The 4,000-nt window shown below is 47.9% G+C and carries 3 protein-coding genes; all 3 read right to left on the bottom strand.

The window, feature by feature from the left end; all coding sequences use genetic code 11:
* On the bottom strand, window positions 1-1,840 hold a 1,840-nt coding region (gene flhA, locus BCT81_RS00420), incomplete at its 3' end, for a flagellar biosynthesis protein FlhA (protein WP_102422955.1).
* Between the two features lie 253 nt (window positions 1,841-2,093).
* Window positions 2,094-3,224 carry a flagellar biosynthesis protein FlhB gene (gene flhB / locus BCT81_RS00415; protein WP_102422954.1) on the bottom strand — a complete coding sequence of 377 codons (1,131 nt, stop codon included), beginning with the start codon at window positions 3,222-3,224 and terminating at the stop codon, window positions 2,094-2,096.
* 9 nt (window positions 3,225-3,233) lie between these two features.
* Window positions 3,234-4,000: flagellar biosynthetic protein FliR (gene fliR / locus BCT81_RS00410; protein WP_102422953.1), on the bottom strand; the 767-nt coding region annotated here is incomplete at its 5' end.

Below are 4,000 nucleotides of genomic sequence, written 5' to 3'. Positions count from 1 at the left end.
AGATTTGTTCCAGCTCAGGAATTAGGGTTATTACAGGCAATTCCGGCTCTATCCCATTGATTTCCTGAACAATTAGTCGTTTCAATGAGATACGAACAGCCGCCGTTAATATGTCAGGTTCTTGACTCTTGCTCGAGTACTCCGACAAAGTTTGGACTATGGTTCGGATATCACGGATTGGGATCGCTTCATTAAGCAGATTTTGTAGCACTTTCACTACCACACCAAGCTGCAGCTGATCCGGTACAAACCCTTCAACCAACTTAGGTGTTGAGCGGCTAAGCATCTCAAGTAGATTCTGAACCTCTTCATGACCAATAAGCTGCGACGCATTGTTAGTAAGCAGTTGGCTTAGGTGGGTTGCTAGTACGGTCGACGAGTCAACTACGGTGTAGCCAAGAGCCTGAGCGTGTTCACGTTGCTCTTCACGAATCCATACCGCTTCGAGACCAAATGCCGGATCGATAGTCGGCTCACCGTCGATCATCCCGTACACTTGGCCCGGGTTAATCGCGAGTTCCATATCCGGCTTTATCTCAGCCTCACCTACCGCAACACCCATTAAGGTGATTCGGTAGCTGTTTGGTGTCAGCTCTAGGTTGTCACGGATGTGTACTGCTGGGATCAAGAAGCCGAAATCTTGAGACAACTTCTTACGCACGCCTTTTACGCGCTCTAGTAGTTCCCCACCTTGGTCTCTGTCTACCAGAGGAATCAAGCGATAGCCCACTTCTAGGCCAATAATATCAACAGGTTGAACGTCATCCCAAGAGAGCTCTTTTTGTGAACCCGTCTCGCCACTGGCTTCAACAGCCGCAGGGAGGTTCGGCTCCAATGCCTTCTTCTTCTGTTTCTTATCGATGTAATAAGCCGCACCACCAGCTATTGCCGCCAGGCTCAAGAACGAGAAGTGTGGCATGCCCGGAACAATCCCCATCACACCGAGAATCGCCGCTGTGATCATCAAGGCTTTTGGATTGTCGAACATCTGGAAGATGAGCTGTTGGCCCATGTCTTCATCGGTATTTTGACGCGTTACCATCATCGCAGCAGCGATCGACAGTAATAAAGATGGAATTTGTGCAACCAGACCATCACCGATCGTCAGTAGGGTGTAGATTTCGATAGCCTCACCGAAACCCAAACCAAATTGAGCCATACCGATACTCAAGCCACCAATAATGTTGATGAACAGGATCAAAATACCCGCTATCGCATCACCTTTAACGAACTTCGAAGCACCATCCATCGAACCGTAAAAATCGGCCTCTTTGGTTACTTCAAAACGTCGCAGACGCGCCTGATCTTGATCGATCAAACCCGCATTTAAATCGGCATCGATTGCCATTTGTTTACCCGGTAATGCATCCAAGGTGAAACGCGCACTTACTTCCGAGATACGGCCTGCACCTTTGGTAACAACCATGAAGTTGATGATCATTAAGATCAAAAACACCACTAAACCAACCGCGTAGTTACCACCGATAACCACGTTACCGAACGCTTCAATCACGTTACCCGCAGCATCGCCACCTTCGTGACCGTGCAGTAGAACCACACGAGTAGATGCAACGTTCAAAGCCAATCGAAGCAGAGTTGCAATAAGAAGGACGGTCGGGAAAGCGGCGAAATCTAAAGGTCTTCGTGTGTAAACCGACACCAGTAACACAACCATAGCGAGTGCGATATTGAAGGTGAAGAACATATCCAGCAAAAATGCAGGAATTGGCAACACCACCATCGCCAGCGTGGCAAGTACCATAACGGGCGCACCAATCGCAGGCATGGCACGGTTAGGGATTTTTGGTAGCTTGTCCGCAAAAGGCAGGGAGAATTTCATAAATCTAGATAGTTTCGCTATGTTGTCGCCTCTCGCCAAGTAAATCGGGCTCAGGGCTAAGCTATGTTGCCAACGTTTTAGCAACAAGGTTTATAGTGATCAGGTTTACCACGATCGGCTTATAATGTTCGGGATTGATATAGCAAACACTGTACCAATATCGAACGTCAAATTATCAGCGCTTTGTTGGTTAACAGAAGCTAATTAATCTCCCTATTATCAAGCTTCATAGGGCTGAGCTCAAGTAATTGATCTAATGACGTAAATCAGGTGGGATCGGCATATTAGAATCTTGCAGTTTTGGCCTCTCGCCACCGCGTTTTCGATATTGCTTTAGCTGGAACACATATGCAAGCACTTGAGCTACGGCGGTAAACAGACCGTCAGGAATTTGTTGTTCAAGCTCTGTAGTGTGATAAAGCGCCCTCGCCAGCGGTGGTGCTGGAACAATATAGATATCATTTTCACGGGCAATTTCACGGATCTTCATCGCCATGTGATCTACACCCTTGGCGACCACAATGGGCGCTTTATCTTGATTCTGCTTATAGCGTAAAGCCACCGAGAAGTGCTCTGGGTTGGTGACAATCACGTCCGCTTGAGGCACATCTGCCATCATACGACGCTGAGCCGCTTCTCTTTGCAACATACGAATTCGACCTTTCACTTCAGGCTTACCTTCGGTGTCTTTGAATTCGTCTTTCACTTCTTGCTTGGTCATCTTTAATTGATCGGCGTGTTGCCATATCTGGAATGGGATATCGATGGCCACCACAATTAGCAAAGAACAACTGATTAGGAGAATGAAGTTAAGCAAGATATCCAAGGCGTGAAAGATATTCTGCGGATAGACATCCATGCTCAGCTGCATTAAGTCATGTTGAGAGGCTTGAATCAGATAAACAGCCATCCCCGATACCAGCGCCACTTTCAAAATCGATTTAATCAGTTCAACCCAGCTTTGCAGGCCAAACATACGCTTGATACCACTGAGTGGATTGAGCTTTGACGCCTTTGGCATCGCAGCTTGCATCGAAAAGTTAATCCCACCAACCCCTGCCGCGCCAATAACAGCCGCAACAAACAAAGTGATCAGAATTAAGAACAGCGGAAACAGCAAGTTCACCAACGCGCCGCCAGCGATTTCCAGCAGCTTGTTGGTATCAAAGATTTCGTCGCGGCTCAAAGAGAACAGGCGTTGCATGGCCTCGAACAGCGCCTTCGCCATCGATTCACCAAACCACATTAGTGCAACGGCACCGACAATTAATACCGATGCTGACGCCAGCTCTTTTGACCTTGCAACTTGCCCTTTCTCTTTGGCCTGTTGCAAGCGTCTGGGCGTGGCGTCTTCTGTGCGTTCTTGACCGTCTGACTCTGCCATTTCAGTCTCCTAGCAATCTAACCGGATTAGACGACATATCTGTTGCTCGCCTTGCATCCAAAATAGCTCATAATGACTATACAAGCCGCCAAGGATGTACCAACAAAGTAACAGACCCACGAGTAGCGCAAATGCAAAACCCAAAGAAAAGATATTTAGCTGAGGCGCAGCACGTGTCATTACACCGAATGACAAGTTTATCGTCAGCAGCGCGATAATTCCCGACAGCGACATCGCCAATGCCGCTTTGAACATAATGCCGAGCCATAATGCTAGCTCGCGAAAATCGACCGAAGTCAGAGATCCACTGCCAATCGGCAGAGTTTTAAAACTGAAGACCACCAGCTGCAACATCTTCAAATGACCATCGGTCGCCAAGAAGAACATGGTCGCAAGTAACATGAAGAGCTGACCCAATACCGGCGTGTTCTGGCCGTTTGCAGGGTCGACCATAGAGGCGAAACCCAAGCTCGATTGCATACCGAGGATTTGACCGAGCATAACAAAGGTTTGAATCATGAACTGGGTGACAAACCCCATCGCCACACCAATCACAATTTGCTCAAAGACAGTTAGGAAGCCTTGGAAAGAGAGCAGTTCAATCTCTTTTGGAACCGCGGGAATCGCAGGCATCACTGCGAAGGTGATTGCTAAACCTAAATACAAACGAATACGCGGCGACACAAAACGTGCACCGGTGACCGTCATCACCATCAGCATTGCTGAGATGCGAGTGTAAGGCCAAAAATAATTGGCTAACCACTCTAGTACAAGGC

The sequence above is a fragment of the Vibrio sp. 10N.261.52.A1 genome, from assembly GCF_002876325.1.
Taxonomy (GTDB): Bacteria; Pseudomonadota; Gammaproteobacteria; order Enterobacterales; family Vibrionaceae; genus Vibrio; species Vibrio chagasii.
Note: the sequence above shows the minus strand (reverse complement) of the source record. Positions and strands in the feature narration are given on the sequence as shown.